The sequence below is a fragment of the Mesorhizobium sp. WSM4310 genome, assembly GCF_007003935.1.
GTDB lineage: Bacteria > Pseudomonadota > Alphaproteobacteria > Rhizobiales > Rhizobiaceae > Mesorhizobium.
This window is the reverse complement of sequence record NZ_VFTA01000006.1, coordinates 174948-189427: the sequence shown is the minus strand read 5'-3', so window position 1 is coordinate 189427 and position 14480 is coordinate 174948. Positions and strand designations below refer to the sequence as shown.

15 protein-coding genes and 1 tRNA gene are annotated in these 14480 nt (G+C 61.7%); 8 read left to right on the top strand and 8 right to left on the bottom strand.

Translation table 11 applies throughout. The annotated features are described in order from the left end of the window. Positions 1-140 precede the first annotated feature (140 nt). A complete protein-coding gene (locus FJV80_RS09815; protein WP_095771677.1) occupies positions 141-710 on the top strand; it encodes a NifU family protein in 570 nt (189 codons plus the stop codon). A gap of 149 nt (positions 711-859) precedes the next feature. Here FJV80_RS09815 and FJV80_RS09810 read toward each other — a convergent pair whose 3' ends face one another. Continuing rightward, a complete protein-coding gene (locus FJV80_RS09810) occupies positions 860-1477 on the bottom strand; it encodes a L,D-transpeptidase (RefSeq protein ID WP_095771676.1) in 618 nt (205 codons plus the stop codon). A 226-nt stretch (positions 1478-1703) separates the two neighbouring features. Between FJV80_RS09810 and cueR the strand changes: the two genes are divergently transcribed. From cueR to FJV80_RS34490, 3 genes are all read left to right on the top strand, one after another. Next, complete coding sequence (cueR, locus tag FJV80_RS09805) at positions 1704-2126, top strand: Cu(I)-responsive transcriptional regulator (RefSeq protein WP_142876271.1); 423 nt, start codon at positions 1704-1706, stop codon at positions 2124-2126. Between the two features lie 168 nt (positions 2127-2294). Continuing rightward, entirely contained in the window at positions 2295-2627 is a 333-nt protein-coding gene (locus tag FJV80_RS09800; protein WP_142876239.1) for a hypothetical protein, read from the top strand. Between the two features lie 800 nt (positions 2628-3427). Next, positions 3428-3592 carry a hypothetical protein gene (locus tag FJV80_RS34490; protein WP_185975174.1) on the top strand — a complete coding sequence of 55 codons (165 nt, stop codon included), beginning with the start codon at positions 3428-3430 and terminating at the stop codon, positions 3590-3592. A 231-nt stretch (positions 3593-3823) separates the two neighbouring features. On the opposite strand, the gene FJV80_RS34485 is transcribed toward FJV80_RS34490, so the two are convergent. Then, on the bottom strand, positions 3824-3967 hold the full coding sequence (locus tag FJV80_RS34485) for a hypothetical protein (protein ID WP_179301035.1): 144 nt from the start codon (positions 3965-3967) through the stop codon (positions 3824-3826). 230 nt (positions 3968-4197) lie between these two features. Next, positions 4198-4271 (bottom strand) — tRNA-Cys (locus FJV80_RS09795). 162 nt (positions 4272-4433) lie between these two features. On the opposite strand from FJV80_RS09795, the gene FJV80_RS09790 reads away from it, so the two are divergent. The 3 genes from FJV80_RS09790 to FJV80_RS34480 all read left to right on the top strand — a co-directional run bounded on the left by FJV80_RS09790 (position 4434) and on the right by FJV80_RS34480 (position 7311). After that, positions 4434-5381, top strand: a complete 948-nt coding sequence (locus FJV80_RS09790) for an IS1595 family transposase (RefSeq protein ID WP_142876238.1) — start codon at positions 4434-4436, stop codon at positions 5379-5381. An 81-nt stretch (positions 5382-5462) separates the two neighbouring features. Next, the gene (locus FJV80_RS09785; protein ID WP_142876237.1) at positions 5463-6914 is read left to right on the top strand and encodes an ATP-binding protein; all 1452 of its coding nucleotides are present in this window, start codon (positions 5463-5465) and stop codon (positions 6912-6914) included. Between the two features lie 124 nt (positions 6915-7038). Beyond that, positions 7039-7311 carry a hypothetical protein gene (locus FJV80_RS34480; protein ID WP_185975173.1) on the top strand — a complete coding sequence of 91 codons (273 nt, stop codon included), beginning with the start codon at positions 7039-7041 and terminating at the stop codon, positions 7309-7311. A 9-nt stretch (positions 7312-7320) separates the two neighbouring features. On the opposite strand, the gene FJV80_RS09775 is transcribed toward FJV80_RS34480, so the two are convergent. Further along, a complete protein-coding gene (locus FJV80_RS09775) occupies positions 7321-7575 on the bottom strand; it encodes a hypothetical protein (protein ID WP_142876236.1) in 255 nt (84 codons plus the stop codon). Positions 7576-8003: 428 nt separating this feature from the next. Here FJV80_RS09775 and FJV80_RS09770 point away from each other — a divergent pair, with 428 nt between their 5' ends. Continuing rightward, complete coding sequence (locus tag FJV80_RS09770) at positions 8004-8504, top strand: MmcB family DNA repair protein (RefSeq protein WP_167470424.1); 501 nt, start codon at positions 8004-8006, stop codon at positions 8502-8504. Positions 8505-8528: 24 nt separating this feature from the next. Here the strand turns inward: FJV80_RS09770 and nhaA are convergent, their stop codons facing one another. The 4 genes from nhaA to hrpB all read right to left on the bottom strand — a co-directional run bounded on the left by nhaA (position 8529) and on the right by hrpB (position 14479). Further along, entirely contained in the window at positions 8529-9725 is a 1197-nt protein-coding gene (gene nhaA, locus FJV80_RS09765) for a Na+/H+ antiporter NhaA (RefSeq protein WP_142876235.1), read from the bottom strand. Between the two features lie 305 nt (positions 9726-10030). Then, on the bottom strand, positions 10031-10594 hold the full coding sequence (locus tag FJV80_RS09755) for an ActR/PrrA/RegA family redox response regulator transcription factor (RefSeq protein ID WP_010913121.1): 564 nt from the start codon (positions 10592-10594) through the stop codon (positions 10031-10033). A 64-nt stretch (positions 10595-10658) separates the two neighbouring features. After that, on the bottom strand, positions 10659-11990 hold the full coding sequence (locus FJV80_RS09750; protein ID WP_095771671.1) for an ActS/PrrB/RegB family redox-sensitive histidine kinase: 1332 nt from the start codon (positions 11988-11990) through the stop codon (positions 10659-10661). Between the two features lie 26 nt (positions 11991-12016). Further along, entirely contained in the window at positions 12017-14479 is a 2463-nt protein-coding gene (gene hrpB, locus FJV80_RS09745; RefSeq protein ID WP_142876233.1) for an ATP-dependent helicase HrpB, read from the bottom strand. Position 14480: the final 1 nt, after the last annotated feature.

Sequence of the window (14480 nt, the reverse complement as noted above, 5' to 3'; positions counted from 1 at the left end):
CCCGGGATTCTGTCCCCCAGCCAGCAAAAACATTCCGCCAGCCAACCGTTCGGGCGATGCGTTTCGCTTGAATGTCCAGCCGATAAAGCCTATTTAGAACTATTCCAAACTATCTGCCCGTAGCGGGCACGGAGACGGCCATGTTCATACAGACCGAATCGACGCCCAATCCGGCGACGCTGAAATTCCTGCCCGGCAAGGAAGTGCTGGTGGAAGGTACCGCCGATTTCCGCGATGCCGACAGCGCGGCAACAGCCTCGCCGCTGGCCGGCCGGCTGTTCGAAATCCCCGGCGTCACCGGCGTCTTCTTCGGCTACGATTTCATCACGGTGACCAAGGACGGGCCCGACTGGCAGCACCTGAAGCCGGCGATCCTCGGCGCCATCATGGAGCATTTCATGTCGGGTGCGCCTGTCATGGCGAAAAGCGGCCCGGCCGCGGAGACCAGCCAGACCGGCGAGTTCTACGACAAGGCGGACGAGGAACTTGTCATCACCATCAAGGAATTGCTCGACACCAGGGTGCGCCCGGCGGTGGCCCAGGATGGCGGCGACATCACCTTCCGCGGCTTCGAGAACGGCACGGTGTTCCTGCACATGAAGGGTGCCTGCGCCGGCTGCCCGTCATCGACGGCGACGCTGAAGCACGGCATCCAGAACCTGCTTCGGCATTTCGTGCCGGAAGTGCAGCAGGTCGAACAGGTCGCCTGATCGTCCCCGTTGCCAGCACGACTTCAGTCGTAAAAAACAAAAAACCGAGCCGAATTGCCCGGTTTTCTGTTTGGGACGTCCGTTGTTGCCTAGACGGTCCGCGTATGAACTTGTCTTCTCGTCCGTGACCCCGCGAGGGATCATGGTCCTTACATCACGATGACCTTGGCGCCGACCGAGGCGCGGTCATAGAGATCGATGATGTCCTGGTTCATCAGCCTGATGCAGCCGGACGACATCGCCTTGCCGATCGAATTCCATTCCGGGCTGCCGTGCAGGCGGTAGCCCATGTCGCCGCCCTTGTTGAAGAGATACATGGCGCGCGCGCCAAGCGGGTTCTTCAGGCCTGGCTCCATGCCATTGGCGAACTTCGCCAGTTCCGGCTGGCGCCTGATCATTTCGCGGGGCGGCGTCCAGGTCGGCCATTCGCGCTTCAGCGCGATATGGGCGGTGCCGTGCCACTCGAAGCCTTCGCGACCAACGCCGATGCCGTAGCGGATCGCCAGGCCGTCACCCTCGACGAAGTAGAGGTACTTGTTCTGCGTATCGACTATGATGGTGCCCGGCTTTTCCTTGGTGTCGTAGTTCACTTCCTGCCGGCGATACTGCCTCGGCACCTTTTCGATCGGGACGCGCGGCAGTTGGTAGCCAGCATCGGTCACTGCGCCGTAGTCGTTGGAGAAGATCTGTCCGCCTATGGTGCTGCAGCCGGCGATGGCCGTGGACAGCGCCAATGCGGCAATTATTGCAAGCGACTTCATGCGCATGAGATGATCCGGTGCCCTGCCCAAACTTCAGCGGCACGAGTCGGCCGCTTTCTTGCCTTCATTCATGCTGGCATTTGCTTTGCTTGCCAAGCGCACGATGCCTATATGCTGGGACTTACGTGCTGGTAAGCGTATCAGTATGGCATTTCGGCAACAGCCTTCACCGGATTGTGAAGGAAATTCAATGGGCCTGACTCGCGGGCCCGGCAAGATCGAGGACAACGCCATGAATGTCGGCGACGCCGCCCATCGTTCAGGCCTGCCGGCCAAGACCATCCGCTACTATGAGGAGATCGGCCTGATCGCGCCGGCGCGCGCCGCCAACGGTTACCGCGATTATTCCGGTGACGACATCCATCGGCTGACCTTCCTGCGCCGCGCGCGCAACCTCGGCTTTTCCATCGACGATTGCCGCCAGCTGATGGCGCTTTACCAGGATCGCAGCCGCGCCAGCGCCGACGTGCGCGAGATCGCCGCCGCCCATGTCACGGCCATCGAGGAGAAGGTGCGCGAGCTGCAGTCGATGCGCTCGACCCTGCAGAAACTGATCCACGCCTGCCATGGCGACGAGCGGCCGGATTGCCCGATCCTGGATGACATGGCAGGGGCCGCGGCGCCTGGCGACAAGGCCGTCCCGGCGAGACCATAGCAGACCCCTAGCAGGGATTTTGGGCAGAGCGAGAGAGATGGCTTTCCGTCATGCACCGCATTGGGCGCCAGTGTTCGCCTTCTGCCGGCCGGAACGGCGCGCCATTAAGTTAGACAATGCTTATAGACACATCGCCGGAGCGGCGGCATTCTCCCCTCGGGAGGGGGAGTGGACAAGTCTCGCTACGACAATCGTTCCGACCGCTGGCGAAGGCGCGCCAGGCGTCGCCGGCATTGGCGTCCCTCGCGCAACACCATCTGGTGGACGTTGATTGCCGCGGCGATCGCCATCCTGGCCAGCCTGATCGCAGTCAAGGCCGGGCCGCCTCTGGTGGGCTGCAACATCAAGGGAAACATCAGCTACAATACGGGCGAGCGCATCTATCACGTTCCCGGACAGCAATATTACAACGAGACCCGGATCAGCTTGTGGAAGGGCGAACGCTGGTTCTGTTCGGAGCAAGAAGCCCGGAAGGCTGGCTGGCGAAAATCAAGATTATGAGGACGTCCGGCCAGGTCCGGTGGAACCAGGGACTTCAGTCTTATTTGCGCGATTGCTAATATACATATAGGTTAATCAGCGCGGGGACAATCACACCCAAAGCCCAAACCCGCAATGGCCGGTGCAGCCCCCTATAACCCAAAGCCAAACTGCGCCGGCCATTCCGCCAGGCATATTCCTTACGCCAACCCTTATATGCCGACTATCTAAAGTAATGGAACGTCTAATGGACATTTGAGGAACCTAAAAGGTCCCCTCAGACCTTTGTACACCGGCACGCAAGACTTTAGTCTTGCCGCTCTCTAGTGAAGAGCGCAAGTTGATCGCCACGACATAGGGCTCCACAGAGATGAATACCAGACTGCCCCCAGCCGGATATTGCGCGATCACGGAAGGTCCCCAGGGCTGGGGTTCGCCACCTAATCGGCCGGCATATCGCGATTGCATAATCGACAGACCATTGTTCCGCGAGCGATCGCGCCTTGGATGCGCCGCTTGCCACGCACCCGCAGGAACGACCCGGCACGCTCGCAGTCGGGGGGACATGGGGTCGTGCCGGGTCGTTGCGGGTCAGGCTTTTGGGATCGTCTCCGCACTGCCTAAGCTATATCTATATTAGCTTCATCTCAATTAAGACTGAAGTCCTGCCCATGGACTGCCAACTTCAGAGAGCAGAACCTGTTCCGCACTTCCACGGGATGAATATTTAAGGCCGATACACCCAAAAGAAGTCAGGATCGGTTCTTGAAGGCTTGACTTGAAGGGCATACCGTCAGCCCAATGGGCCTGGCGACACAATATTGAACGACGAAAAAGACAAGCAGTTTTGGGCTTTGGACCTGGACGCTCTGCGCAAGGCTTTCGACACATACGTTCAAGAGCACAAAACCACGGCAGCGGAGTGGGGGGAACACGCCAAGCGGTTCCTCGAAAAACAACGCGTACGTCAGCGCGAATCGAACTGATTCCCAGCCGCAGGGGTCTGCATCGGTCTGCTAGACAGATTCGACTTCCCTACCACCACCCCCTACGGGCCTGCATCGGTTGTAGGTCTGCCCGCGTATAATGTCGCCTATCACGAGCCGATCATATATTTGACAAACCCGTAGCCCGCAGGACCAAGATCGCTCACGCGCCAAGCTCACCAATGAGCAGATAATGGAATCGGCGCGGCAGAAGCGTGGGCAATAGAAGGGCTAGACCACAAACCACGTCAGCCCTAGCATCAACATGCCGAACGTGACGATGCAGTCGAGAATTCTCGCCTGCCGAACGCCGATTAGAGCCATCCCGCTGCCAAGAAGGCCGCCGATCGTTCCAGCAAGTATCAACTGGGTCATGCTGCCTCCGACATTCAACCATGGCACATTGCCGGTAGTATGCCCAGCGCATCCGCTCGGGAGAGGCACCATTAGGTGATTCCCTAGAGGTGGGCGCGGATCAATCCGACGACGCTTTCGAGGCGGCGGTCAACAAGATCGCCCACGCACCGAAGCTCACCAATGAGCAGATAAAGGAACTGGCGCGACGGAAGCGTCAACAAGAGGACTGAACCGGCCTGCTAGGGGGGTGGAGGTCTGAATGGGAATTGAACCCATTACGTCGGTTTTGCAGACCGATGCGTCACCGTCCCGCCCTCAGACCTTGTATGCCTCTATGCCCAATCCGTCAGCAACTAGTCAACCTTGTCATCGGGGGCTCCCTCGGACTCTTGGTTTGTCAACCAGATAATCGCCCGTCACAAGGCGATTATATATTTGACAGACCCAAACGGACGTGCGATAACGATTCCAAAGAGTTATCGCTATGTCCGTTCTGTCCCGCCCCTACTTCCACGACGAAGCCGCCGCCTTCGAACACGTCGAGGGCATGCTGTGGCCGCAGGGTCCGGTCTGCTTTCATTGCGGCTCGATGGAAAAGCACTATGCCTTGAAGGGCGGTCGCACCAAGCCTTCCAAGAAGAACCCGCATGGCCTCGAAATACACGGCCTCTACAAGTGCAGCGATTGCCGCAAGAAGTTCACCGTTCGCATGGGCACCATCTTCGAGGAAAGCCATTTGCCACTTCACATTTGGTTGCAGGCTCTGCATGCTATGTGTGCCAGCAAGAAAGGCGTTTCGGCTCATCAGCTGCACCGCGCGCTGGAGATCACGTACAAGACCGCTTGGTTCCTTTGCCATCGCATCCGCGAAGCCATGCGCTCGGATGACTTCACGCCCATGGGTGGAGCTGGCAAGTTTGTCGAAGTGGACGAAACCTACATTGGCCGCTTGAAGGGCACGCCGGTTAAGCCCGGTGGTGGCGCGCACAAGAACACCGTGGTTGCTCTGGTTGAGCGCGGTGGCCGCGTCCGCACCTTCCATGTCGATACTGCCCGTATGGGCACGGTGATGCCTATCGTCCGCGCCAACATTTCCAAGGAAAGCGCGATCATGACGGACGAAAGCGGCATCTATCGCCGCGCCAGCCGGGATTTCGCCTCGCATGAATTCGTCACTCACTCGAAGGACGAATACGTTCGCGGCAACGTCCACACCAACACGGTCGAAGGCTATTTCTCTATCTTCAAGCGCGGCATGAAAGGCGTCTATCAGCATTGCGCCGAACACTATCTGCATCGCTATTTGGCGGAATTCGACTTCCGCTATTTGAACCGCGTTGCCATGGGCATTGACGACAACGTTCGTTCGCTCATCGCCTTGAATGGTGCCAAGGGCAAGCGACTGACCTATCGCAGGCCTGTTGAAATCTAAGGAAACGCACTATCGTAAACCGGTCCAATTGACGTTGCCTCTTTGGCGTTTTGAACGTCGCAGCCGTAAGCGGTCCAAGTAATGACTATCCATGACGCTGAACAACTGGTGCGACGGCTGGTCGGTTATCCTCGCGAGAGCGAGTGGCTTGAATTTAAGGTCAATGAGTTTCAGCCAGACACGGTTGGAAAATATGTTTCGGCGCTTTCAAACGGTGCCATTCTAGCCGACGAAGACTGCGGCTATCTTGTGTTCGGCGTCGAAGATGGAACCCACAATATCCTTGGCACGACCGTTAAGCTTGCGCATGAAAAAGTCGGGAATGATACTTTCCTGCACTGGCTTAACGGACGCCTCTTTCCGCGCGTCATGATCGATCTGAAAAGCGTCTTCATAGAGGGCAAACGTGTTGAGGTGCTAGCGGTCTCCCATGGCTACCAACAGCCGGTAAAGTTCAATGGAACTGCATACATTCGGATTGATACGTCGCTTCACCCGGTGGGTAACGACAGCGAGCGAGAGCGGGCACTTTGGCAGACCACAAACCGCTTTTCGTTCGAGCAGGCATTCGTTCAGTCTCACGTGCCTGTAGAGCAATTGATGGACAGGTTTCACGTGCCAGAATTGCTTGGCGGATTAGGCCTCACAAGGCAGACTGTCGGCGGGTATGTGGAATACCTCATCCAAGAGGATCTGATACGCGACAACAGGCAAGGCGGCTTTGACGTGACAAATCTTCTTGCCATCGCGGCTGCCAAGAACATGCGGAAAATTGCTGGTCTGGAGCGAAAGGGGGCGCGGGTAATTGCCTATCGGGGAAAAGCAAAAACCGAAATGCTGCGGGAGCTTCACGGCCAAAAAGGCTACGGCGTAACATTTGAGGCGTTGCTCGATTTTGTAATGGGGTATCTCAATCCCAGCGAAGAAATGCAGCACGGGAAAAGAGTGGTTGTTCATTCCATCCCAAAGGTCGCGGTCCGCGAGATCGTGGCGAACGCAATTATCCATCAGGATTTCACCGCCAACGGCGACGGCCCGGTTATTGAGGTCTTCACCGACCGCCTGAAAGTTACAAATCCTGGGAAGCCTCTCGTGCCGCTCGACAGATTCATCAATGCGCCGTCCACCTCGCGCAACAGCCGCTTCGGACATTTGATGCGCCGTTTGGGTATTTGTGAGGAACGGGGCAGCGGCGTAGATCGAGCATTGACCGCTATTGAACGCGCAATCCTGCCACCACCACTCTTTCAGGAGGAAGAAAACTCGACTGTCGTTACGCTTTATGGGCCGAAAACCTTTGCAGATATGACGAAGGAAGAACGAGTTAGAGCTTGCTATCAGCATGCCTGTTTGTGCACGGAAAAGAACGAGCACATGAGCAATGCGTCATTTCGAACGAGGCTCGGTTTGAGCGAGAAACAGTACCCACAGGTCTCGCTGGTGATAGCGGACGCGAGAGACGCAAATCTGATTAGGGCGCTAGACGAGGACCAAGCAAAGCGCAATGCGCGCTATGTTCCGTATTGGTTCTAGTTTATGTAATTGGTTCGCCGCCAGATTCTTAAACTTTTGTCAACACCCGGAAAAAGCGCCGGTAAAACAATGCGTTACAGATAAGTCGATCTAGACCGATTATGTAATTCGAAAGGTGCTAGAGATGCCGAAGACCCCCACCAAGCCCCAAATCGAAAAATTTCGCGATCTGGCTCGCAAGATCGAAACCGTCGATTCCGAAGAGCCGTTGAACGCGGCGCTTAGAAAGGTAGCAAAATCATCCCATGGGCTGAAAGTCTGTCCCGAGTGCCAGCATGTGTTTCAGGGCAACGGGTGGGACGGAATTGACGCTCATTGGAAGGCTAAGCACGAAAGCGTCATGCCCTACGCTGAAGCGTGGCCGCTTATTAAGGCGGGCAAATACTTGAAGGCGTGAAGCCATTTCCTACGGCTGGGTAGCGGCCTTCTTCGTCGGCAGAAGGGGGAGGCGCCTTGTAGGCGCAGGCTTCACCGGCTCTTTCGCCTCAACCTTGTTCTGCCTGGCGCGGTATTGGAGCATCTCGGCAATAACTGCCTTTGCGATGCGTTTGAAGTCCTCGGACTTTTCGGAGGCCTCAACCAGTTTCTTGAAGTCTGCGATAACTTCCGCCTCGTTGAAAAGATGCCGGGGGAAGTTTACGACTTTTTTCGCCTTCGCCATTTGCGTTCCCTTTCCTCTATATTGGGAATGAGACCCTATCAGCGCCAGCTTATGAAACGCAAACGGCCCGCCTTGTGAGCGGGCCGCCTAGTTCACTTGCGTCGCAGATGGGCGCGGATAGCAAGGAGGGATGCAACCATCCCGACCATGCTCGCCGCTATACTCAGCGCGGCGGCGACTTCACCCACAGTCATAGGATACTCCTACAAATGCGGGCCTATGGGTACGACGCGCCGCCGGCGTTCACGCGTCAGAATGGTGGGGTTAACGATAGGACATTATCGCTGTTGGAATTAGAAATAGGTGGCCCAATTAGCCCTAAAGCCAACGAACCCGCATTTTACTCCTGCTAATTGGGTCTGTCAAATATACAGTCGCCTATCACAAAAGAGTTCAAACCGTGAACAAAATCTGGCATGGTGCCTGCCATGCCGATCATTTCCCCTATCGCAATCAACCCCCTCATCGACGGTCGCCAGTCCGAACGCGCCATGCTGGTGCGGCGCGGCGTGCAGCGGCTGCTCATGGCGATGGGCGCGCATGTGCTGCCTGAACTGTCGCTGGCCACCGGCCGCCGCGCCGACCTCGTGGCGCTGACACGTCAGGGCGACATCTGGATTATCGAGATCAAATCCTCGATCGAGGATTTCCGGGTCGACCGCAAATGGCCCGATTACCGGCTGCATTCCGACCGCTTCTTCTTCGCCACCCATCCCGGCGTGCCGGCGGAGATCTTTCCGGAAGAGTGCGGCTTCATCCTCTCCGACGGCTATGGCGCCGAGATCCTGCGCGAGGCGCCGGAGCACCGTATGGCGGCGGCAACGCGCAAGGCGCTGATGCTGCGCATCGCGCGCGCCGGTGCGGCGCGGCTGCTGGCGGCGGAACTGGCCGGCGTCTCGGTGCCGGCGCTGGAAGGGGAGAGCGAATAGTTCGCGGAACCGCGAACCGCGCCGCTACTCCTCACCGTCTTCCGCCCCACCCGCGGCCGGCGCCATCAGCAGCACGGCGGCGCCGAAGATGGCGGCGACGAAGGAGCCGGCGAGGATGCCGACCTTGACCGCATCCTGAAGGGCCACGTCGCCGGCAAAGGCGAGCAGGCCGATGAACAGGCTCATGGTGAAGCCGATGCCGCAGAGCAGCGAGATGCCGATCATATGCGACCAGCCGGCATGGGCCGGCAGGTCGGCCAGGCCGAGCCTTATGGCGAGTGCCGAGGAGCCGAACACGCCGACCAGCTTGCCGGCCACCAGGCCGGCGGCGACGCCCAGCGTCAGCGGCTCGATCAGCGCGCCAAAACTCAGGCCGGCGAGCGAAACGCCGGCATTGGCGAAGCCGAAGATCGGGATGACGAAAAAGGGGACGATCTTGTGCAGGCCGTGCTCGAGCCGGTGCAGCGGCGAATGGTCGAGATCGTGGCCGATCCCGGCGGAGCGCTCGAGCGGAATGGTCAGCGCCAGCGCAACGCCGGCAAGCGTGGCGTGGACGCCCGATTTCAGCACCAATACCCACAGGATTGCGCCGAGCACGAGATAGGGCACCAGCGTCATCACCCGCATGCGGTTGAGCACGACAAGCACCGCAATGACGGCGAAGGCGGCGCCGAGATAGATGAGCGACAGGCCGCTCGTATAGAAGATGGCGATGATGATGACAGCGCCGAGGTCGTCGATGATGGCGAGCGCGGTCAGGAAGACCTTCAGCGAAGCCGGCACGCGGCTGCCGAGCAGCGACAATACGCCAAGCGCGAAGGCGATGTCGGTGGCGGTCGGGATCGCCCAGCCGGAGAGTGCCGCCGGATTGTTGCGGTTGATCAAGACATAGACCAGCGCCGGAACCACCATGCCGCCGGCCGCGGCGATGCCGGGCAGGACGCGGCGCGGCCAGGTCGACAGCTGGCCGTCCAGCATCTCGCGCTTGATCTCCAGCCCGACGAGCAGGAAGAACACCGCCATCAGCCCGTCATTGACCCAGTGCGAGATGCTGAGCGGGCCGAGATAGGCATGGAGAACGGAGAAATAGGTTTCGGCGAGCGGTGAGTTGGCGACGATCAAGGCGAGTGCCGCCGCCACCATCAGGATGATGCCGCCAGCCGCCTCGCTGTCGAGGAATTCGCGGAAGACGGAAACCGGCCGCTGCTTCAAATCCTGCATGTCGCCTCCGTTAAGCCGCCTGATCAGCAGGCTTCACTATCCAAACGCCGGTGTCGCCCCTCACCTGCCTGCCGGCATCCTCTCCCCGTATAGTGACGGGGAGAGGGGCGCTGTCATCGCCGATTTCGCCAATCGCCAACGTCGCAAGAAGGGCGCCGGCATCGCGGCCAGCCCCCTTCTCCCCGTCACTATACGGGGAGAAGTGCCCGGCAGGGCGATGAGGGGCGGCGCTGACTTTGAGAATTGACGGCCTCCACCGCGAACTCGAAATCGGCCCAAGGCAATTGCCTTGCGTGTCCTGGATCCTAACGCGGCGCGCGCTTGGCCAGTATGCGCTGCAGCGTGCGGCGATGCATGTTGAGCCGGCGCGCTGTTTCGGAAACGTTGCGCTCGCACATTTCGTAGACGCGCTGGATATGCTCCCAACGCACGCGGTCGGCCGACATCGGGTTTTCCGGCGGTGCGGCGCGCTCGCCCGAGGTGCGGGTGAGGGCGGCGAAGATGTCGTCGGCATCGGCAGGCTTCGACAGATAATCGACGGCGCCAAGCTTCACCGCGGTCACCGCGGTGGCGATGTTGCCGTAGCCGGTCAGGATGATGGTGCGGGAATCTTCGCGCTTCTCGCGGATGGCGGCGACGACATCGAGGCCGTTGCCGTCGCCGAGCCGCATGTCGACCACAGCATAGGCCGGCGGATTGGCGCGGGCCTTGCCCACGGCCTCCTCGACGCTCTCGGCGGTCTCGACCACAAAACCCCTGGTTTCCATGGCGCGGGCCAGACGCGTGAGGAACGGCTTGTCGTCATCGACGATCAGAAGCGAGGTGTCCTCGCCTTCAACCATTGCGCCAATATTTTCATCGCCTGTCATCGTCGTGAGAATTCCTGCTGCCTTAATTTTACGCAGATATAGTTTTGCGCCGCTATTGTCCAATTCACGCAGTGTCAAACATGGTGGCCGGGGCCGTTTCCGGGTTCAGGAAGACCGATCTCGGCCACGAAATCTGCACCACGGCGCCCTCGCCCAGGCCGCTCGAATTGCGGAAATCGAGCGTGGCGCCCGAGCGTTCGAGCAGAGTCTTGGCGATGAACAGGCCGAGTCCCAGGCCGCCGCCGGCCTCGGTGCCCTGGCGCGTCGACATATAGGGCTCGCCGATGCGGTCGATGATTTCGGGTGGGAAACCAGGCCCGTCATCGATGATCGAGAAGGTGACGGTCGCCTCGTCCCAGCTCCAGCGCACGGTGACGCTCTTGCGGGCGAAATCGACGGCGTTCTCGACCAGATTGCCGAGGCCGTAGATGACGCCCGGATTGCGGCGCCCGACCGGCTCCGGGCCGGTGCGTTCGCCCGGGCGAAGCTTGATCGAGATGCCGAAGTCGCGATGCGGCGCGGTGACCTCCTCGACCAGCGACGTCAGCGGCAAACGGGAAAGATGCGCCTCGCCCTCCGACGAAAGGCTGGTCAGGCGCTTGAGGATCTCGCGGCAGCGTTCGCTTTGCGAGCGCAGCAGCTTCACGTCTTCCCCGTATTTCGGGTCGCTGCCGAGCGCCTTTTCCATCTCCTTGGCGACGAGCGTGATGGTGGCGAGCGGCGTGCCGAGCTCATGCGCGGCCGCCGCCGCCAGGCCGTCGAGCGCCGAAAGGTGCTGTTCGCGCTGCAGCACCAGCTCGGTGGCGGCAAGCGCATTGGCCAAAAGCCGCGCTTCGGCGGCCACCCGGAAGGCATACATGGCGGTGAAGGCGATCGAGGACAGCACCGCCATCCACATGCCGGCGACATAGATGAAAGGCATGGCCAGCGGCGCGCCTTCATACCAGGGCAACGGCAGATGGAAGAACACCAGCAAGGTCGCCGCCAGCATCACCAGTCCGCCGAGGATGGCGGTGAGGCGTAGCGGCAGCGACGTCGCCGAAATGACGACAGGCACGGTCATCAGCAGCGAGAACGGATTGGTCAGGCCGCCGGTCATATAGAGCAGCCCGGCAAGCTGCAGGCTGTCGAAGATCAGGATGCCGAAGGCGGCAAACGGGGTGAGCCGGTGCGCCGCCGGAAAGCGGAAGGCCAGGAACAGGTTCATCCAGGCCGAACAGGCGATCAGCGCGAAGCACAGGCTGACCGGCAGCGGGAATTTCAACCCATAGGCGACGACAAGCACCGCCACGCTCTGGCCGACGATGGCCAGCCAGCGCAGCCGGATCAGCGTGTTCAGGCGCAGCCGCTGGCTTTGCTGAAAATCGGGCGCGTTCAGGATGTTGATCATGGCCATGGATTACAGCCGGGAAAGCAGGAGCGCTAGCTCCCGCGTGGCTTGGCACGGGCTGTAGCGGCGGCAAGCAGCGGATTTTCCGGCCAGACATGCTTGGGATAGCGCCCGCGCATGTCGGCGCGCACATCGGCCCAGGAGCCGCGCCAGAAGCCGGGCAGGTCGCGTGTCGTCTGGATCGGCCGGTGCGCCGGCGACAGCAACTCGAGTGTCAGCGGCACGGTGCCGTTGGCAATCGAGGGGTGGCGGTCGAGGCCGAACAGCTCCTGCACGCGCACCGCCAGAACCGGCCATTCGCCGTCATAGCGGATCGGCACATGGCTGCCGGACGGCGCATCGAAATGCGTCGGCGCCAGTGCATCGACCTTGCGCTGCAGCTCGTGCGGCACGAGCGAGGCCAGGGCGGCCGAGACAACTCCGGGATCGATGGCGGCCAGGGACGCCGCCCCCGACAGGAAGGGCAGCAGCCAGTCGTCGAGGCGTTCGATCAGCGCTTCATCCGACATGTCGGGCCAGGGTGCGCCGAGGCCACGATGCAGCCAGGACAGCCGCTGGCGCAGCGTCTCGGCCTCCTTGCTCCAGCCGAGCAGCGACAGGCCGTGCTCGCGCAGCGCATCTATTATGGTGCGGTCGGCATCGGCGCCTGAAGGAGCCGGCAGCATCCGTTCGGCGAGCGTGATGGCACCGAGGCGAACGGTTTCACGCACACGCACGGCGCGGCGCTCGCGATCGAAGCTGGTCCGCCGACGTGTTTCGATCCGGTCGGCCAGCGTGGCGCGGATGTCGTCCTCGCTTATTGCCGCGGCAGCCGCGATGCGGGCATTCTGCGCCTTGCCCTGCAGGTCGGCGACGACCAGAAACGGCTCGCCGGCCAGCGGGTCGGCGGCATCGAGCATGGCGCCGGAGCCATTGGCCAGCACGAAGCGGCCGCGCTCGCCACGCGCCTTGGCGACGCGGTCCGGCCAGGCGTTCACGAGGAGCGCGCCGGCGGAAACGGGTTCACCGTTCTTCGCGCCGCCGGCCTGTTTGGCCAGCCGTTCGGCGAGCTGGCGCGCGGCGGTGGCGCGGGGCGATCTTTCCCCGCGAAAGCGCATCAGCCGCCGCTCCAGATCGGCGCCGTCGCCGCCAAGGCCGCGTTCGGTGAGCAGCACGGCCAGCATGGCCGCCTCGCCCGCATGGCCGCTCTTGGCGGCCTCGGCAACCATATGCGCCAGCCGCACCGGCAGAGCGAGCTTGCGCATCGAAGCGCCCGCTTCCGTCAAACGCCCCGCATCGTCGATGGCATGGAGCGCGCGCAGCAGCAGCCTTGCCTCGTTGAGCGCCGGCGCCGGCGGCGGATCGAGGAAGGCGAGACCGGTCGGGTCGGCGACGCCGAAGGCGGCACAGTCGAGCAACAGGCCCGAAAGGTCCGCTTCGAGGATTTCCGGCGGCGTGAAGGCGGGAAGTGCCGCCGTCTGTTCGGCGCGCCAGAGCCGGATGGCGACGCCGGCCTGCGTGCGCCCGGCGCGGCCGGCGCGCTGGTCGGCGGATGCCTTGCTGACGCGCACCGTCTCCAGCCGCGTCAGGCCGCTCGCCGGCTCATAGCGCGGCAGGCGCGACAGGCCGGAATCGATGACGACACGCACGCCGTCGATGGTGATGGAGGTCTCGGCAATCGACGTCGCCAGCACCACCTTGCGGCGGCCCGGCGGTGCCGGCTTGATCGCGGCGTCCTGCGCCTTGCCGTCGAGCTGGCCATAAAGCGGGACGATGTCGGTGTCGGCGCCGACCTTGCCGGCCAGCCGTTCGGCGGTGCGCTCGATCTCGCGCTGGCCGGGCAGGAAGGCAAGCACGCTACCGCTCTCGTCGGCAAGGGCGGCGCGGATCCCCTTGGCCATCGCATCCTCGATCGGGACGCCGGCCGGCCGTTCGTCGTAGCCTATGTCGACGGGGAAGGCGCGGCCCTCGCTTTCGATCACCGGCGCGCCCGAAAGGAGTTTTGCCACGCGCGCGCCATCCAGTGTCGCCGACATCACCAGCAGCCGCAGATCCGGCCGCAGCGCACCCTGCACGTCGAGCGCCAGCGCCAGGCCGAAATCGCCGTCGAGCGAGCGCTCGTGGAATTCGTCGAAGAGGACCGCCGAGACGCCGGGCAGTTCGGGATCGTCGAGGATCATGCGCGCCAGAACGCCCTCGGTGACGACCAGTATCCTGGTCTTGGCCGAGGTGCGGTTTTCCATGCGCATGGCATAGCCGACTGTCGCGCCGGGCTCCTCATCCAGCAATTGCGCCATGCGACGCGCGGCGGCGCGGGCGGCGAGCCGGCGCGGTTCGAGCAGGACGATCTTGCCTGTCCCCAGCCATGGCGCATCGAGCAGCGCCAGCGGCACCAGCGTCGTCTTGCCGGCGCCGGGCGGCGCCACCAGCACGGCGCTGTTGCGTTCGGCCAGCGCCGCACCCAGCGCCGGCAGCACGGCGGATACCGGAAGCTCCGGCAGGGATCTTGTCGTCATC

Excerpts from the sequence above, each read along its gene's own strand:
- FJV80_RS09815 (WP_095771677.1), top strand. The coding sequence starts at position 141 with ATGTTCATACAGACCGAATCGACGCCCAATCCGGCGACGCTGAAATTC.
- FJV80_RS09810 (WP_095771676.1), bottom strand. The coding sequence starts at position 1,477 with ATGCGCATGAAGTCGCTTGCAATAATTGCCGCATTGGCGCTGTCCACG.
- cueR (WP_142876271.1), top strand. The coding sequence starts at position 1,704 with ATGAATGTCGGCGACGCCGCCCATCGTTCAGGCCTGCCGGCCAAGACC.
- FJV80_RS34485 (WP_179301035.1), bottom strand. The coding sequence starts at position 3,967 with ATGACCCAGTTGATACTTGCTGGAACGATCGGCGGCCTTCTTGGCAGC.
- FJV80_RS09790 (WP_142876238.1), top strand. The coding sequence starts at position 4,434 with ATGTCCGTTCTGTCCCGCCCCTACTTCCACGACGAAGCCGCCGCCTTC.
- FJV80_RS09785 (WP_142876237.1), top strand. The coding sequence starts at position 5,463 with ATGACTATCCATGACGCTGAACAACTGGTGCGACGGCTGGTCGGTTAT.
- FJV80_RS34480 (WP_185975173.1), top strand. The coding sequence starts at position 7,039 with ATGCCGAAGACCCCCACCAAGCCCCAAATCGAAAAATTTCGCGATCTG.
- FJV80_RS09775 (WP_142876236.1), bottom strand. The coding sequence starts at position 7,575 with ATGGCGAAGGCGAAAAAAGTCGTAAACTTCCCCCGGCATCTTTTCAAC.
- FJV80_RS09770 (WP_167470424.1), top strand. The coding sequence starts at position 8,004 with ATGCCGATCATTTCCCCTATCGCAATCAACCCCCTCATCGACGGTCGC.
- nhaA (WP_142876235.1), bottom strand. The coding sequence starts at position 9,725 with ATGCAGGATTTGAAGCAGCGGCCGGTTTCCGTCTTCCGCGAATTCCTC.
- FJV80_RS09755 (WP_010913121.1), bottom strand. The coding sequence starts at position 10,594 with ATGACAGGCGATGAAAATATTGGCGCAATGGTTGAAGGCGAGGACACC.
- FJV80_RS09750 (WP_095771671.1), bottom strand. The coding sequence starts at position 11,990 with ATGGCCATGATCAACATCCTGAACGCGCCCGATTTTCAGCAAAGCCAG.
- hrpB (WP_142876233.1), bottom strand. The coding sequence starts at position 14,479 with ATGACGACAAGATCCCTGCCGGAGCTTCCGGTATCCGCCGTGCTGCCG.